Source organism: Agrobacterium sp. LY4, from assembly GCF_001526585.1.
GTDB classification, from domain to species: domain Bacteria; phylum Pseudomonadota; class Alphaproteobacteria; order Rhizobiales; family Rhizobiaceae; genus Agrobacterium; species Agrobacterium leguminum.
On sequence record NZ_ASYA01000013.1, the window covers coordinates 111,153 to 126,745 of the forward strand.

At 56.4% G+C, this 15,593-nt stretch carries 14 protein-coding genes; 6 read left to right on the forward strand and 8 right to left on the reverse strand.

Going from position 1 to position 15,593, the window contains the following annotated elements; genetic code table 11:
* Window positions 1–23: 23 nt before the first annotated feature.
* The 5 genes from L904_RS14215 to L904_RS14235 form a co-directional block, all read right to left on the reverse strand.
* The gene (locus tag L904_RS14215) at window positions 24–1,322 is read right to left on the reverse strand and encodes an ABC transporter substrate-binding protein (RefSeq protein WP_035264760.1); all 1,299 of its coding nucleotides are present in this window, start codon (window positions 1,320–1,322) and stop codon (window positions 24–26) included.
* 51 nt (window positions 1,323–1,373) lie between these two features.
* Window positions 1,374–2,219 (reverse strand): carbohydrate ABC transporter permease, encoded by an 846-nt coding sequence (locus tag L904_RS27060; RefSeq protein WP_080707380.1) that lies wholly within the window; start codon window positions 2,217–2,219, stop codon window positions 1,374–1,376.
* Between the two features lie 8 nt (window positions 2,220–2,227).
* The gene (locus L904_RS14225) at window positions 2,228–3,169 is read right to left on the reverse strand and encodes a carbohydrate ABC transporter permease (RefSeq protein WP_035264766.1); all 942 of its coding nucleotides are present in this window, start codon (window positions 3,167–3,169) and stop codon (window positions 2,228–2,230) included.
* A 53-nt stretch (window positions 3,170–3,222) separates the two neighbouring features.
* Window positions 3,223–4,275, reverse strand: coding sequence for an ABC transporter ATP-binding protein (locus tag L904_RS14230; protein WP_035264769.1), 1,053 nt, complete (start codon window positions 4,273–4,275; stop codon window positions 3,223–3,225).
* A 144-nt stretch (window positions 4,276–4,419) separates the two neighbouring features.
* Window positions 4,420–5,250, reverse strand: a complete 831-nt coding sequence (locus L904_RS14235; RefSeq protein WP_051671939.1) for an IclR family transcriptional regulator — start codon at window positions 5,248–5,250, stop codon at window positions 4,420–4,422.
* A 185-nt stretch (window positions 5,251–5,435) separates the two neighbouring features.
* Between L904_RS14235 and L904_RS14240 the strand changes: the two genes are divergently transcribed.
* The 3 genes from L904_RS14240 to L904_RS14250 all read left to right on the forward strand — a co-directional run bounded on the left by L904_RS14240 (window position 5,436) and on the right by L904_RS14250 (window position 8,762).
* Window positions 5,436–6,443, forward strand: coding sequence for a Gfo/Idh/MocA family protein (locus L904_RS14240; protein WP_035264771.1), 1,008 nt, complete (start codon window positions 5,436–5,438; stop codon window positions 6,441–6,443).
* Window positions 6,444–6,608: 165 nt separating this feature from the next.
* Window positions 6,609–7,541 (forward strand): SMP-30/gluconolactonase/LRE family protein, encoded by a 933-nt coding sequence (locus L904_RS14245; RefSeq protein WP_035264773.1) that lies wholly within the window; start codon window positions 6,609–6,611, stop codon window positions 7,539–7,541.
* Window positions 7,542–7,703: 162 nt separating this feature from the next.
* Complete coding sequence (locus L904_RS14250) at window positions 7,704–8,762, forward strand: Gfo/Idh/MocA family protein (protein WP_051671940.1); 1,059 nt, start codon at window positions 7,704–7,706, stop codon at window positions 8,760–8,762.
* 184 nt (window positions 8,763–8,946) lie between these two features.
* On the opposite strand, the gene L904_RS14255 is transcribed toward L904_RS14250, so the two are convergent.
* The 3 genes from L904_RS14255 to L904_RS14265 all read right to left on the reverse strand — a co-directional run bounded on the left by L904_RS14255 (window position 8,947) and on the right by L904_RS14265 (window position 12,946).
* Complete coding sequence (locus L904_RS14255; protein ID WP_051671941.1) at window positions 8,947–9,756, reverse strand: shikimate dehydrogenase; 810 nt, start codon at window positions 9,754–9,756, stop codon at window positions 8,947–8,949.
* Window positions 9,750–11,723: a VCBS repeat-containing protein gene (locus L904_RS14260; RefSeq protein WP_080707382.1), complete on the reverse strand. Its 1,974-nt coding sequence runs from the start codon at window positions 11,721–11,723 to the stop codon at window positions 9,750–9,752. The genes L904_RS14255 and L904_RS14260 overlap by 7 nt, the downstream gene beginning before the upstream one ends.
* A gap of 398 nt (window positions 11,724–12,121) precedes the next feature.
* Window positions 12,122–12,946, reverse strand: a complete 825-nt coding sequence (locus L904_RS14265) for an IclR family transcriptional regulator (RefSeq protein ID WP_059762519.1) — start codon at window positions 12,944–12,946, stop codon at window positions 12,122–12,124.
* A 311-nt stretch (window positions 12,947–13,257) separates the two neighbouring features.
* On the opposite strand from L904_RS14265, the gene L904_RS14270 reads away from it, so the two are divergent.
* The 3 genes from L904_RS14270 to traR form a co-directional block, all read left to right on the forward strand.
* Window positions 13,258–14,136, forward strand: coding sequence for a ribokinase (locus L904_RS14270; protein ID WP_035260797.1), 879 nt, complete (start codon window positions 13,258–13,260; stop codon window positions 14,134–14,136).
* 85 nt (window positions 14,137–14,221) lie between these two features.
* Window positions 14,222–14,800, forward strand: a complete 579-nt coding sequence (locus tag L904_RS14275; RefSeq protein ID WP_051671854.1) for a LysE family translocator — start codon at window positions 14,222–14,224, stop codon at window positions 14,798–14,800.
* A 218-nt stretch (window positions 14,801–15,018) separates the two neighbouring features.
* Window positions 15,019–15,593 (forward strand): transcriptional regulator TraR (gene traR, locus L904_RS14280; protein WP_059775502.1); only part of this gene is annotated, 575 nt, incomplete at its 3' end.

The window sequence follows — 15,593 nt, forward strand, 5'->3', positions numbered from 1 at the left end:
CATTCTCGTTTCAAGGAGGCTAGCTACTGCGCCTTTGCGAGTGCTGCGTCATATCGTTTGATCAGTTCGTCGTAAGCATCTGCCGGCGATCCATCTTTCAGGATCATTCTTTGGAAAGCTTCACCCAGGATGGTGTGATAGTTTGTGATGATGGGGGTGTAGGTCATAGTCTGACCCCGCTGGATGACCAGTTCAGACCACTTCTTCTGGTCTTTACCAGCGTCGCTTTGAAAGTATGGCGCGCTATATGCTGACTTACGCGATACGACTTCCCCACCCTCGGCTGCCAGAGCCTGCGCCTCCGGGGACACCATGTATTTTACGAAGGTCCAGGCAGCTTCTTGATTGGCGGATTTCTTGTTGATCCCAATATTGTAGCTGTAGACCGTCTGTTTATCGTTTGCCGAATAAGCAGGCGCCGGAGCCCAGGCAAGATCATCACCACCGAGTTGGCTCTGAACCGTCTTGTAGCGATAGAGTCCGAACACGGCTGACGCTGCACCACCGGACCGCAGCGCGTCATGCAATTCATTGAAGCCCATCTGTGCGCTGCGTAGCGGGGTTACGTTGCACTTCGTGTAGAAGCCTTTGATCGTCTCTGCCGCCTTGATGAACGACTCCTTTGAGAACGCTATCTTCCCTTCAGAGGTGAAGTATTGACCACCCTGTTCAGGCAGCATCGTACTCAGGAGGAATTCTCCAAGAGCCTGAGCACCACCAAGGCCGCCGGTGGCTCCCAGTGGAACGGCAAATGGGATGACGTCCGATTGCCCGAACTTGGCGCCCATCGCACACACTTCATCCCACGTCGTCGGCGGCTTGACGCCGGCTTTGTCAAACATGCTCTTGCGATAGAAGAGGATCGGAATACGAAAATCCTGAGGGATTACGAACAACTTTCCGCCAAGTCGTGCGTTCGAAAGGGGTAGGAGAAAGTCGTCCTCCGGAATGCCATCCTTCTTCACCAAATCATCAAGCTGGAGAAGATTTCCAGTGGCGGCAAATTCTGGGACACCCTGTCCGGTTACGCGGATCACGTCAGGAGTTTGACTACCCGACTTGATCGCACGGGATGCTGTGGCCCCCGTCGAATCGACAAGCACGTCGATCTTGATGTCAGGGTTCTTCGCCTGGAACGCGTCAATCATTTTGGTCTGGGCAGCCGAACGTGGGTCTTTGGTATTGTTCGGATCCAGGTACGTCTGATAGACGATCTTCGTGCTTTCGGCGAAGGCCTGCGGTGTAATGAAAGCAAAGATGGCGGTACCAATCGCGAGCGCGGCGGATGATCTGATAAATTTACGTTTTGATAGGGTATGCATACGTCTTCCTCCCAGGTTGAACATGGTGTGTGTGGATGTTTCTGTAGGTCATTAGCCTTTCACGGCGCCGGCCGTCAGGCCGGAGATGAACCACTTTTGGACGAAGCCAAACATGAAGATCACCGGTGATGATGCGACCATCACGAAGGCCAACATGTATGACCAGGAAATGCCGACAGCGTCGAAAACCTGGTTGACGAGGGCGACCTGCAAGGTCCGTTTTGCGACCTCGGGCGCAAAGACCGCCACCGTGATATAGTCGTTCCAGGTGGTCACGATACCTATCGTCGCGACGGCCGCCAGGCCGGGGCGGATGAGCGGCAAGATCAGGCTCCAGATGATCTGAAACCGGGACGCGCCATCGATCATGGCGGAGTCTTCGATCTCAACTGGAACGGCTTCAACAAAGTTGGCGATGAACCAGACCGTTTGCGGAATAATTCGCGCTGAAAGGATGATCGTCACCACGATTCCGCTGTTCAGCAACCCAACCTTTTCCAGCAGATAGTAGGTAGGAACCAGCAATGCGACGCCCGGCACCATAGAGGTCCCGAGAATAACGAGCATCAACGTCCGTTTGCCTTTGAAAGAAAAGCGGGCGGCGGCGTATCCTCCAGGAATTCCAACGAGGAGAGCTATGATCACAGCGCCGACGGAATAGGCAACCGAGTTCCAAAGGTCGTTGAGGAAAGACGGGTCTCGGAAGACCTTTGTGTAATTTTCCAACGTCGGCGCCGTCGGCCAAATAGTAGGCGGAATAACAACCGCTTCCACTTCCGTCTTGAACGATGTCGCAAAGGCCCAAAGCACTGGCCCGAGAACGATAATCGCAACAAGCAGCGACCCCAGGATCGCGGGTATTTGACCGTTCGATCGGTTCGAGAGAGCGTTACTCATATCTGATCCTATCCGGTAGCGCGGCCGGTGAGCCGGCTGTAAAGAGCACCAAGGGCGACATTGATGATAAGGACGACAATCGAAACAACGGCAGTTGGCCCAATATTGACCGCCTGAACGGTTCCACGGAAAGCTTCGAAACTGAGTGTGGTAGTCGACCCCAGTGGTCCACCGCCAGTCATGACAATGATCAGCGTCATCAAGGTCAGGTACATGATCGAAAGCGTAAGCGCGGTGCTTCCCAAGGTGGGAAGGATTTCCGTGAGCGTGACGTAACGGAACTTCACGAACGCGCCGCCTCCATCAATCTCTACGGCTTCGTAGAGCTCCTTCGGAATGGACTGCATGGCTGCTGTCGCCATCACCATGACATAGGGAAATGACCACCAAGCCGTGACGATGATTATGAGGGGCAATGCCATGCCTGGATCCCCTAGCATCAGGCCCGGATCGATACCCAGCTTCTGGATCACGTAGGGAACCGGCCCAAACGAGGGGTTGAGGAGCCAGAGCCAGATGCTGCCAACGACAGACATGGACAGCGTCCAAGGGAAAAGAATGAACACCCGCAGCGTAGAGCCGGTGACGCCCGCGCGGTTCAAAACCAGGGCCGAGGCCATGCCAAGAATCATTGCGCCGGCCAGCGACCCTCCAACGTAGGTCAGAGAAATTATCGTCGTGTCCCAGAACTCGGATGAGCGCAGCACTTCGACGTAATTTGCGAGACCGGTAAAGCCGACGAGCTCATAGTATTTCGTTTTCTGGAAGCTCAACCATATAACGAAGATCGTCGGATAGAGCGTGACAAGAAAAAGGATCAGGATCGCGGGTGTAAACCAGAGAAATGGAGCCCAGCTAAAGCGGTTCGGGTTGTCAGCGACGTCCACGACGTCGCTCGCCAAGTGCGCCGCGCCTTGATTGGTGCTGACTTGCAGCGGTGGTATCGACATTCGATAATTCCCCTGTGGCCGTATCAGGAAGAGTGGGAGACGGCGGCGCGTCGTTAAGACAAGCGCCTGCCAGTGCTCTCGCTGAAGAGGTGAACGCGCGAAAGATCCGGAGCCACGGTGATGGTCTCGCCAACTTTCGGGAGAACCCGATCCCGGAATATGCACACGATGGTTTGCGCGCCATGCCGAGCGATGATCTGCGTCTCGGAACCGGTCGGTTCAACGACGGTCACGGTGAGAGGCAGCCCCTCATCACTGATCGCGAGATGCTCAGGCCGCACGCCGTAGATCACCTTTTCCGACGTATCGGCGACGCCCGCAGGCAGAGGCAGCTGGTGCCCATCCTCGAGAACGAACCGGCCTTCCTCCACCCGACCGTTGAGGAAGTTCATAGATGGCGATCCGATAAACCCAGCAACAAACACGTTGGCGGGGTAATCATACAGTTCAAGCGGCGCACCGACTTGCTCGACGTAACCGTCGTGCATGACAACGATCTTATCGGCCATTGTCATTGCCTCGACCTGATCGTGGGTCACGTATACGGTCGTGGTTTTGAGCCGCTGATGCAGTTCCTTGATTTCGGCACGCATTTGCACACGCAGTTTCGCGTCCAGGTTCGAGAGCGGCTCATCGAACAGGAATACTTGCGGATTGCGAACGATCGCGCGACCCATCGCCACGCGCTGACGCTGGCCGCCTGACAGTTCGCGAGGGTAACGCTCGAGGAGCTTCGTGAGGCTGAGGATCTCTGCCGCGCGCTTAACGCGCGTCTCTCGTTCTTCCCGCGGAGCCTTTTTGAGCTTCAGCGAGAAACCCATGTTTTCCGCAACCGTCATATGCGGATAGAGGGCATAATTCTGGAAGACCATGGCGATATCCCTGGCCTTTGGCGGAATGTCATTAACAGTACGTCCGCCGATCTGGATCTCCCCGCCGGTGATATTTTCAAGGCCAGCGATCATCCGCAACAGCGTTGATTTACCGCAACCCGAGGGTCCGACCAGAGTTACGAATTCCCCTTCGCGGATATCGACGGACACGCCGTGAAGCACGTTTACGGCGCCGTAAGCTTTGCGAACGGCCTTCAGCTCAACATTAGCCAACTGTTTCCTCCTACCAGCCACCGAAGCGGCTACCTGGCTCAGTGCGATCTCCCCGATCGCTATCGGAACGTTATTCCATTAAGGAAAGCGGGTGTCAAGAAGGATCAGCGCGACGGTGGCGACGCTCGCATCTAAAGAAGGACTTTAAATAATATTCCCAACCACTTGCGACTTACCAGTTGCGCTCGTTTGCGGACCGGGTGATGCAATCCGATAAGGCCAAAGTTCAGAAAGTTCCTGCGCGGTGGCTTTCACCTGTTCCGCCAACTGCGGCAAAACAAGTGACGAAAAGCGATGTATTGGCCCTGCGATGCTCACCGTTCCAACAACCTGACCTCCAACGCGAATAACTGCGGCGACAGCTGCGACGCCAGGCTCGGCTTCCTCGATCGCGGTGGCCCATCCCCGTTCTTCGGTCTCGTCCAAAGCCGCCGAGAAGGTTTGTCTGGACGTAATGGCGCGGGGACCGCCGAGGTCCGTCCGGCCGAGCCCGCTTGCCACGGCCCTGGCCAATGCTTCGTCGCGGTCCAGTGTGGCGAGCCATGCTTTGCCATTGGCCGTCGTATGCAATGGCACCTTTGCGACAAGTTCCGGCTGGTAGATGAGACCAGACCGCATGCCTTGTGAGTGGGATATCCAGGTCAGACCGTCAGGATCAAGGATCGCGATCCTGCCCAGTCCCTTGGTATCGCTGGCCAATCGGTCCAGGATCGGTTGGCAGATGTCGGGGATTCTCGTCCCAGCCAGCAGACGCTGGCCCATGACAGCGAGACGCAGCGAAAGGCGATAGAAGCCGTTCTCGGGATCCTGTTCGGCCCAGCCAAGGTCACACAAACTGTTGAGCAAGCGATGCGCTGCACTCTTCGGCACGTCCAGCCGTCGACTGATCTCGCCCAAAGACAGACCAGTGGCATTCTCACTCAACAGCGTGATGAGGTCGAAACAACGATCGAGAAGGGATTTGACAAGTCGCATGATACCACGATATTCGGTTTATCGGAACGTTATTCCAATAGCACTTCGGGAAGCGTTTCACAAGAAGCCGTGGGGAGCGGCAGTCAGCCAGGCAGCTCATGCATCGCCGCTACACTCATATCGCTGAGTTCGATGCATTCAAGCATGCCTTGTAGCCCTGATAAGTCAGGTATTATGGAGTCGTGATGAGGATCGCAATATTCGACGTCAGCCATTGGCATTTTCCGCTTTACATTCCCGCCCTGAAGGATCCGGGTATCGAGGTAATCGGAATATCCGATAGCGCTGCTTTTGCCGGGCCTCGTTTCTCCGAACTTCTGAATTGCAAGCTGTATAGTTCCAACGAAGAACTGATTGCGCAGGATTTCGATTTCGCGCTTGTGTTCAGCCGTCATTCCGACATGGCAGCCCTTGCTGAGCGACTGATCGACAAGGGCACGCCTTTTCTGATCGAGAAGCCGTGCGGGCTTCACCTTGAGGAAGTTCGCCGTCTCCGCCACCTCTCTGAGAAACACGGCGTCTTTGTGAGCGTGCCATTCATTCAACGCGTGAGCGATTTGGCTGATCGTCTCTCCCCGGCTGCAGGCCTCGCCCCCGATGGCTTCCAGCATCTTTCCTTCCGGTTCATCGTGGGCTCAGTGGCCCGTTATGAGCGAAACGGCTGCGGCTGGATGCTTGACAAGGCACTCGCTGGAGGTGGGTCGATGCTGAACGTCGGTATTCACTTCATCGACTTGATCTCGGATCTGACACAGTCTCCCATCACCGAAGTGTCGGGCCAGGTTCATATCTACCGACCTGATGTGACTGTCGACGAACAGGCTGTCTTCACCTGCCGAACTGCGGCAGGACAGATTGGTGTGATCGAGACAGGCTATTTGTATCCGTCCACCGCTGACGATCAACGGGATTTCGCCTTTTCGCTTTCGCATCGGCAATCCTACATTCGCGGGTATGCCGACCAATTCTATGCGAAGTCGCGGGAGGACGAGAGGGCTTCTGCACTGACCATCGAATACAACACGGACGCGTATTACCCGGTGTTTCTTCGTCGCAGTTGGGCGGACCTTGCGGCCGGTCGCCCGCCCGTTGCAGGTCTGCTGGAAGCGGAGCGGGCGCTGGCCGTCATTGAGGCAGGTTATCGTTCGGCTGCCAACGGGGGAGCGCCCGAGGTCGTCGAGACCGCTATCTAGTTGTCCGCTGAACATTTCTTGGGCGGGCCACTCTGATTGATCGCCTTCCTCCAAAACTGACGGCGACTGCGAAGTGGCCTCGCACCAGATACTGCGAACACGCCAGGGGCCTTACCGTCGCTTTGCTTTTCGGCGCCAACCGCTCCTTACACTTTGGCCGATCCAATGACGAAACCAGATGTCGAGATCATTGCGACTGGACTTCACTTCCCGGAAGGACCTGTTGAACTCCCTGATGGCACGATTGCTGTCGTGGAGATCGGGTCCGGCAGGATCCTTAGGATTAGCGGAGCCGGAAAACATGGAGTATTGGCCCATACCGGCGGCGGACCTAACGGGATGGCTTTAGGACCGGATGGAGCACTCTACGTTTGCAACAATGGAGGGTTTTCCTGGAAGCAGGAGGATGAGTGGTTGCGACCCGTTGGTCTTGCCCCTGATTACTCAGGTGGTTTGGTCCAAAGGGTCGATATCGCTACCGGTGAGGTGACGACCTTGTATGACCGGTGCGACGGCCGGACACTTAGCGGCCCAAACGACATCGTTTTCGACAATCACGGCGGATTTTACTTTGCCGATACGGGCAGGGTTCGGGAGTTTCAGCGCGACCACGGTGGCGTATTTTACGCAAAGGCCGACGGCAGTTTGATAAAGAGAGTGATATTTCCGCTCCTGACACCCAATGGTATCGGCCTGTCACCTGATCTTCAAACCCTCTACGTCGCCGAAATGGAAACCGCCAGATTATGGAGCTACGCGATCGTGGAGCCGGGGGTGGTTAAGAAAACGCCGTTCCCGAGCCAAAGCGGAGGCGAACTTGTCGTCGGTCTTGGCGGCTTTCAAAGGTTCGACAGCCTGAAGGTCACAGCTTCCGGTAACATCTGCGTCGCGACCCTGGTGACGGGATGTATCACGGTCGTTTCACCACAGGGCGAACTGCTCGACCAAGTGCGGATGCCGGATATCTATCCCACAAATCTTGGGTTTGCAGGGCAAGACTTACAAGATGCTATCGTCACCCTGTCGTTGACGGGCCAGGTTGGCCGGCTTCGGTGGCCAGAGAAAGGTCTGCGACTGCAACATCAGGGTGTTGCCTAGTCCTTGCCTGCCTAGGCAGAGGTAGTTCGCAAGAGCGGCTTTCTTATGGCGATGCATGAACGCGGATTACTTCGATGCCCTCTCAGGCGGTCCGTCGTGATCACAGAGGTTCCTCGAATTTTGCAACCAAAAGCATCCATCCGAGGGCAGGAGGAATCAGAAATGAGCGGAATTATCCACAAACCGCGGATCGGCGTAATCGGGGTAGGTTGGATTGGCTATCGCCATGCGAAATATTGTGCCTCTTACGCCAATTGCGAGCTGGTCGGCATAACCGATCCTGGACCGGCTGCTGCGAAAGTCGGGGCTGAACTCGGCGTTCCGAGCTTCGCGTCGGTTGAGGATCTGCTTGATCGCGTGAAACCCGATGGCATCATCATTGCCACGCCGACGCAGCTGCATCTTGAGACAGCCACCCGCGCACTCGAGAGAGGCGTCGCGGTTTTGATCGAAAAGCCCATAGCCGGCACCGTAGCCGACGCTCGGACACTCGTGGACCTCGGCAAGCGCAACGAGACCCCAATCCTGGTTGGGCATCATCGGCGTCATAACTCGGTGGTGAAGGAGACGCGAAGGCTTCTGAGCGACGGCGACATTGGCCGATTGCTCGCGGTCAGCGTGCTCTGGTCCGTCAAGAAGCCGGATGATTACTTCGATGTGTCCTGGCGGCGGGAAAGGGGTGCAGGCCCCGTCCTAATCAATCTCATTCACGAGATCGACCTTCTTCGACATCTCTGCGGAGAGATCGAAAAAGTCTCTGCGATCGTTTCGAGTGAGGGGCGCGGTAACTCCGTCGAGGACACTGTGGTGGCCATGCTCAAATTCAGCGGCGGTGCGATTGGGACGATCACGGCCTCCGACGCGTCTCCCGCTCCCTGGTCATGGGATTCCGCGACCGGAGAAAACCCATTGATTTACCAAGGACGCGAGAATGCCTTCCGTTTCCTTGGATCCGAGGGGTCTCTTGAATTTCCAGACCTTTTCATCTGGCGCTACGTCGATCAGCCAAACCCAGGTTGGCTGTCGCCAATCTCGCGTGAATCACGCGTTATTCAACAGAACGAGGCTTACATTGCCCAACTAGAGCATTTCTGCCGCGTCATCCAACGTGAAGAAGCGCCACTGATCGACGGAGAAGATGGCTTGCGTACGCTCACGGCTACTCTCTCCATCCTCGAAGCAGCCGAAACAGGCATGTCTGTCACCCCTTCGACGGGTTAAAGATGCCGTGTCTATGCCAATAAACTAGCCGCAGGAACTGATCGTTCTCTAAGATCCAGGTACCGTCCCGAAACTGGTTCAGGGGTGCGCCAGAGGGTTCAAGCTCTGCCTCCCAACGATGGTTGACGGAAAGCGATCGGCATACCGACGGGTCAGGCATGCCGATCACACATTTTCCAGGCACCTAAGCCCATAGCTCGCAGATATGGTCAACGGTCAGGTCGGCCTGTCCAGTGATCATATGCATCCCGGAATGAGTCTGGACACCCTTTTTGGCAGCAAGCGCGAGAAGCCTTGTCGTCTCCGGCTGGGCAATGACTTCAGCAAATGTCATCCCCGGTAGTAGAAGATCGGGATCGAGCGGCAGGGCGTCCGAATCTTGAAGGCCGAGCGACGTGGCGTTGACGACGAGCTGACCCGCTTCCGGCTCGGCTTTGCCCGCCTTGGCAACCTTCCTTCCAAAGTCGGCGTTGACTGTCTCCGCCAGCGCTTCGGCTTTATCAAAGGTCCGGTTGGATACCGTGATGCTGTCGGCTCCTGCCTCGACCAGAGCAAACGCTATGGCAACCGAAGCACCGCCCGCGCCGATAATAAGAGCATGGCGACCCTCGATCACGATCCCTTTCGATTGCAGGCCCCGCACGAAGCCTTTTCCATCGAATTGATAGCCCCGGAACGTGCCGTCAATTTCGCGTCGGACAAAGTTGACAGCGCCGACCCGGGCGGCAACCGGGTCAAGACTATCGCATAGATCGATGACGGTCTGTTTGTGGGGCAGGGTAATGCCGAACCCGACAAGGTTCGGCATAGCCTTTAGACCGGCCCAAATCACGGGCAGAGCCTTTGCAGGAACATGGAGCGGGACAGAGACAATATCCGCTCCCCGTGCCGCAAAGAGCGGATTGACCGCCGCCGGCGACTTGGCCTGGACGATCGGGTCACCGATGATGCCGATCAGCTTGGTCGTCCCGCGAATGATGACACCTTCTACCACGAGAGTTCCTCACGCTTGAGCCAGACGATGCTGCCGTCCTCGATGCCGACGATGAGGTCGAGCACACCACGACCAGCCCAATCGACGACTTCAGGAGAGGCCACATGCATCGCCATCTGAATGGTCTCGTCCCTATGCTTGATCGGAACCGGAAGTGCAAAACGCGGTTCTTCAGGTGTCCCTACATTGCGCGCGTAGAAAAGGCCGGCCTGCTTGGTCGTATTGCGCGGCGCGCCTGTTTTCGGATCGGGCGGCACGCAGGCGCGGGCATGGGTACCGAAGATCAGATCGGTGCGGCCGGTGCCTTCCCAGTCGCAAAAGCACAGCTTCACACGACCGCGCCCACCGCCGACATCCACGGTGAAGCGCATGGCATCGCCGTTTTCCCAGCAAAGGAAGCGCTTGTCGACGAGTTCTGTATCGGAGGCCTTCCTCCAGTCGCTGAGGACACCGTCCTCATCCAGTGCGACATAGTGAAGGTCGTTGTCCTGGAGCCAGTCGACGACCGCTGGTCGAACGCGCCAGACAGTCTTCAGCGGCTTGCCCTTGTAAGTGAGGAACTCCTCCTCGCTGAAGCGCGGCGGGATCGTCTTTTCGCCGGTGTTGCGGAACAGACGGTGCCGGCCGGTCACGTCGCTGACGAGAATGTCCATGCTGCCATTGCCGGTCCAGTCGGCCAGTGTCGGGCAGGAATAGCCGAACATTTTCTCCGAAGGTCCCTGGATCGAACCGGTCAGGCCGGCTGCAAGCCGGATCGGCGTCTCACCGCCCTTCAGCATGACTTCTTTGTCGAGATAGATCGTGCCGTCCTTTTCCCGGCTCTGGTAGAAGAGAAGTTCGCCGCTACTGTTGCCGACAACTAGGTCGTAGTGCCCGTCACCACTGAAATCATATGCAGCCGGACTTGGCAGGATACCTGCGTGGATCAGCGGCTTTTCAGTCTCGATTCGGCCCCGCTGCTCGAAGCGCGGCAGTCCGTCCTCGCCATCGCCGACGTTCTTGAGGAAGCTGATATAGCCGTCCTCTGCGCCGTAAAGGATATCCTCGCGGCCGTCGCCATCCCAATCCACCACACAGGGCAGGTGGATGCATTGTTCGAGTTCCAGAACCTTGTCATCAATCGTCCGGATCAGGCTCGTCGGTTCGAAGGTTCCATCTTTGCGCTGTCTTGCGATGTGCAGGATATTCCAGAATTCGCCAGCTATCACACTCTGGCGCTCTGCGCCGAAGCGACCGAAGGCCGGAGCAAGCTGGCCATAGACCTCGAGCGGCGTCTCGCCGGCGATGAGCGCATGTCCCTTCTCCAATACGGGTGCTGCGAGCGTGCCCTTGTTCTTGAAGGCGTAAAGGAAGCCGCGCAGCGGACCGCCCAACCAGCGGCCGGCATCGTCATATCCGCGATACCCTTCGTCATTCCATTCCAGGCCGTTCGGCCAGTAGTCGTTCCAATAGTCGCTGCCGACAATCAACTCAGCCACGCCATCGCCATCGATGTCGTGGAAGCGGGCCATGTGGAAATACTCATTGCCCTTGACCCAGTCGGCCTCGAGATCGAGCCTGACGGGATCACCGAATTTCGGCGCACCCTTGATGCCGATATTGGGAAAGACATAGATCTGCTTGCGCAGGCGCGACGTCGAGACGAGGTGGAAAGTATCGCCATCCCTGACGGCCGTCACGTAGCCGCGCACACCTTCGACAAGTTCCTCTTCACCCAGAACTGGTGTCCCGTCGGAGTTTGTTCCGATCTGGCGGCGCAGAAAAACACGGCCGTCATAACAGGCGTCCCATGCTGAAATCAGCATGTCCTTCGTGCCCGTGCCGCTCCAGTCCACAATTTCGACGCAGGTGATGATGCGCCCTGCAACGGCTGCCGACTTTACGTCGGGATGGTAATGCAATGCTTCCGAGCCGTAATTGGGACCGTGCCAAACAGTGGCGTCGTCCTCCCATCGAGTAACGCTCATCTCGAGCCCTCCCTCTTCCCGATATTAATGGAAATCAATTCTAAAACGAAAACCTCTTTCAAATCTAGTCAAAACTTGGTTTGCAGTCTTTCAAAAACTGGCGCGCATTTGAACAGTGGGACCACAGCCAGAGGGGCGCGGCGCTGCAGGCATATGGCTAGAATGGAGATTTTCGGGGGTATTTGGCGCGTCGATCACGCGCGACGGAGCAGTCTGTAGACCAAGGACTTCGCTGCTCGCCTTATTGAAAGTGTACCCGACTAGGAGCTGGTAAAGCGCCATTTGAAATGGTCTTCCAAGACAAAATGGCGTCTGCAATACGCATGCGGTCTTGATAGTATAACGTGTGGAATTGCGCGGCTTCCCACACTGTCATGAGGCGAAACGGGCGGATAGCACTACCGCACTGCGCCCGCGGCGATGATCAATGGTGTCATGGTTCGCTGACGAGTTCGGAGAGGCCAGATATCGCTCAGTTCCGCCGCCGCCGAATGGAGAGAGCGGGCAAGGTCAGGCCAACGATCTTCGGTTATGCGCATGAGTGGACCCGCGACGGAGATAGTCCCAGCCACCGGCGCGTCTGCGTCGGGATTTGCCCGAAATGGAACCGCCACAGCGGCGGTGCCAGCCTCTCCTTCCTCGACAGAGGTCGCGAACCCTCGTTCTCTGGTTTCGTTCAGCCGAATTCTTAGTTCATCGATAGTTTGAGCTGAGTTGGGACCCAGCTTTCGTTTGGCCGTAAAGCCGCGAGAATACACAATTTCGATCGCTCGCTCTTCGGGCAAAGTGGAAAGCCAGGCTTTTCCATTCGCCGTTGCGTGAAGAACGATCTCCTGTCCCATGTCCGGATCGTACCGGAGGCCGGTTGTCGCACCTTGTGCCCGCGCTACCCATACCAAATCCTGGCCTTCAAGGATTGCTAAACGGCAATATTCCTTGGTTTCCGAAGCCAGTCTATTCAGGACAGATTGAACCACGTCGGGAACGTTCCGGGCGTCGAGGTTCCGAAACGCCAGGGCGCTCAATCGAAGAGACAGGGCATAGTTCTGGCTTGCAGTGTCTTGGGTAACCCATCCGTGACTGATGAGAGTGGTCAATAGACGATGTACCGCACTAGCTGGCATATCGAGCCGTGTAGCGAGGTCCGACAACTCAATTGGTCCTGCTTCCCCAGCCAACACTTCCAGAAGCGTGAGGCACCTTGATACTGCTGCGACAGTCAAACCTGAATCTCCTTTTTGGAAAGCTTACAAGGTTTGTTTCCAAACTGGAATAGGCTTCCATAATCGTGTGGTGCTCCTCTTCGCGGCCACGCAGCCGCTGTGCTGGCGAAGAAGGCGGTGCCAGCGGTCCCGAAAGACTCCTCTTTAAACTTGAGATAATTGGAAATCGATTCTAAAAGCTAAACTGGTTTCGATTTCGGTAGAGGTCGGAGCTCAGATATTGTCACAGCGATGTCCACTTCGATTGTCAGCGAAGTTCGCAGCGATCGCAAATGCAGGCCGCCTATCGGCAGCAAACTGGGAATTAAAGTATGATCGTCACGTTCGGATCCATAAATGCTGACCTCATCTACCTGGTCGACAAGATCCCTGAAGCGGGTCAGACCGTCTTGGCCCGCGGATCCCGAACAGAGGCTGGAGGGAAGGGGGCTAACCAGGCCCTTGCAGCCGCACGGGATGGCACGAATGTTGTGATGATAGGTGCTGTGGGAAACGACGCGATGGCACCAATCGCTCTTCAGAATCTGGAACGGGAGGTTGATATCAGCCATGTGGTCCGATTAGAGGAGCCCACCGGCTCCGCCGCAATAATGATCGACGCTGATGGCCGCAATATGATCGCAGTTGCAGCCGGCGCGAACTTGGCAGCCAAATCCGATGGTGTTGAGGATGATTTGCTTCGTAACGCAAGTTACGTCCTGATGCAGATGGAGAACGACGATGTTCAGATCGAAAATCTGATCAGACGTGTTTCCAATCACTCCGCAAAATCGGTTCTCAACCTTGCACCGGCCCGTCGGCTTGATCGCGACCTTCTCTCACTCGTCGACATCGTAATCGTGAACGAAGACGAGGCCGAAGCTCTTGCAGGTTGGCTTGGATGTGAACCGTGCGCGAGGTCATTGTCGGACGTGCTGAAAACGGGGGTATTGCGTACCATGGGAGGCGAGGGAGCCGAAGCTTTCATTAACGGCGAGGACTTAACGGTACCGGCACTGACCGTCGATGCCGTGGATACAACTGCGGCTGGCGACTGCTTTGTCGGCGTGCTGGCTTCCGCTCTCGACAAAGGCCTCTCTTTCGACGCTGCCATGCGACGAGCGGCAACGGCCGCTGCGATTGCCTGCTCCCGCCCGGGAAGCCAGTCCAGTATTCCTTACGGAACCGAGACAGATAGTTGGCTGAGTTGAAAAACGGATGGGGCGACGCACATCGGACGCGGAGTCTTGCATGCGGCCGAAAATGACATCGATTAACCGCGACAGATGATACGCAATGAGCTATCCCGCATTTATCTCGGCCGTGTTCATTCTCCTCCTGAGCCCGGGGCCAACTAATACATTGATGGGGCTTGCATCGGCACGAGACAACTTCTGGCGCGTTCCGAAATTGTTACCCGCCGAGCTATCTGGATACCTCACAACGATCCTGCCACTAGCGTGGCTCGGAGGAGAGCTGATCGGCCGTTGGCCGGAAACCGCCCTCGTACTAAAGGTCGCGGCGGCGACCTGGGTCATGTATCTCGCGGCAAAGCTTTGGATGGCCGGAAACGATGATCTCCCGTACGGCAGTGTCACCGCTCGACAGATATACGTGACGACGATGCTCAACCCCAAGGCACTTCTGTTTGGACTTGTTCTTTTACCTCCATCGACAGCGCCAGACTTCTTACAAAAGCTCATTATTTTTGTCGCTTTGGCAAGCATCGTCGCCGTGATTTGGGGTGTGCTCGGTAGGCTGACGCAGGTCGGCGCGCAAAACCATCGCCGCTTTATGATATTGCAGCGGGTGGCGTCTGTCTGGCTCGCCATCGTGTCTTGCACGGTCGTCGCGGGACTTTTTCATGCAATCTGAAATTATCCCCGAGTAGACTGCACATTGTGCAACCAGACCCCATTCACAGCTTCGCTTATCGGCAACGGTGCTGAGCCATGGCTCCCCCTGGGAGCACTAAAGCCTGGAGTTGTTCCATAACATGCATTATGCAACTTTTGCTTGCATTTATGATTATGGTTGCAATCAATGAAGGAGACCTCGTGACCTGTTCCATCTGAGAATTTACGGAGTAAAACATGCAACATTGGCTGGACAAGCTAGTCGACCTTGCTGCGCTTCGGGGCGACGAGAGTGTTTTGAAGGACGCTTTAGGACATCTTGCCCATCAAGCAGGATTTTCCGGCTATGCCTATCTGTTCATCCGACCGGGCCACACGATCACCTCATCAAATTACCCATCCGATTGGCGGTCGATTTATTTCACGAAAAAATACGAGACCATCGACCCGATCGTAAAGCGCGCGAAATCGGTGAAACGGGTATTTACGTGGAGCGGAGAGGAACAAAGGCGGCAGCTTTCAAAGGAAGAGCGGGCGTTCTTCGACAAGGCAGCAGAATTCGGCATCCGTTCCGGCATCACCATCCCGATCAGAGCCGCCAATGGATCGACTTCCATGTTTACCATGGCCTCCGATAAATCCGCAATCGACATTGAGCGCGATATCGATCCTATCGCGGCGGCCGCCGCTGTTGGGCAGCTTCACACCCGCATGACTCTGTTGCCGCTAACGCCGACCGCACAGCACCCGGCGTGGCTCGACCCGAAGGAGGCCGCGTACCTAAACTGGATCTCGGTCGGCAAGACGATGGA

Coding starts and splice junctions, on each gene's coding strand:
- L904_RS14215 (WP_035264760.1), bottom strand. CDS start 1,322: ATGCATACCCTATCAAAACGTAAATTTATCAGATCATCCGCCGCGCTC.
- L904_RS27060 (WP_080707380.1), bottom strand. CDS start 2,219: ATGAGTAACGCTCTCTCGAACCGATCGAACGGTCAAATACCCGCGATC.
- L904_RS14225 (WP_035264766.1), bottom strand. CDS start 3,169: ATGTCGATACCACCGCTGCAAGTCAGCACCAATCAAGGCGCGGCGCAC.
- L904_RS14235 (WP_051671939.1), bottom strand. CDS start 5,250: ATGCGACTTGTCAAATCCCTTCTCGATCGTTGTTTCGACCTCATCACG.
- L904_RS14240 (WP_035264771.1), top strand. CDS start 5,436: ATGAGGATCGCAATATTCGACGTCAGCCATTGGCATTTTCCGCTTTAC.
- L904_RS14245 (WP_035264773.1), top strand. CDS start 6,609: ATGACGAAACCAGATGTCGAGATCATTGCGACTGGACTTCACTTCCCG.
- L904_RS14250 (WP_051671940.1), top strand. CDS start 7,704: ATGAGCGGAATTATCCACAAACCGCGGATCGGCGTAATCGGGGTAGGT.
- L904_RS14260 (WP_080707382.1), bottom strand. CDS start 11,723: ATGAGCGTTACTCGATGGGAGGACGACGCCACTGTTTGGCACGGTCCC.
- L904_RS14270 (WP_035260797.1), top strand. CDS start 13,258: ATGATCGTCACGTTCGGATCCATAAATGCTGACCTCATCTACCTGGTC.
- L904_RS14275 (WP_051671854.1), top strand. CDS start 14,222: ATGAGCTATCCCGCATTTATCTCGGCCGTGTTCATTCTCCTCCTGAGC.